The 260-nt window shown below is 72.7% G+C and carries 1 protein-coding gene; it reads right to left on the bottom strand.

The annotated features are described in order from the left end of the window. Window positions 1-260 (bottom strand): DUF4386 family protein (locus EOD29_RS36330; RefSeq protein WP_206520579.1); only part of this gene is annotated, 260 nt, incomplete at both ends.

The raw sequence follows: 260 nt of genomic DNA on the forward strand, positions 1-260 counted from the left end.
ACGGAGTTGACCGCGATCACGAGCCCCTGCCCGACGAGGAATGCGGCCGCGTGCACCGACATCGCGGCATCCACCCTCGTTCCCGGAACGAGCAGAGTGCCCACCAACGGCAGCATCCCGGCGAGGATCACGGCGGCCTCGACCACGCGCAGCCCCGCAAACGTCGCGGCCCGCGCGGCGCCTGCCTCGGCGAGCAGTGTCCACAGCAGCACGCCCGTGCCCGCGCAGGCGAGGGCCAGGACGAACTCGAGCGATGCGCC

This window comes from Mesorhizobium sp. M1A.T.Ca.IN.004.03.1.1 (genome assembly GCF_003997555.1).
Lineage (GTDB): Bacteria > Pseudomonadota > Alphaproteobacteria > Rhizobiales > Rhizobiaceae > Mesorhizobium.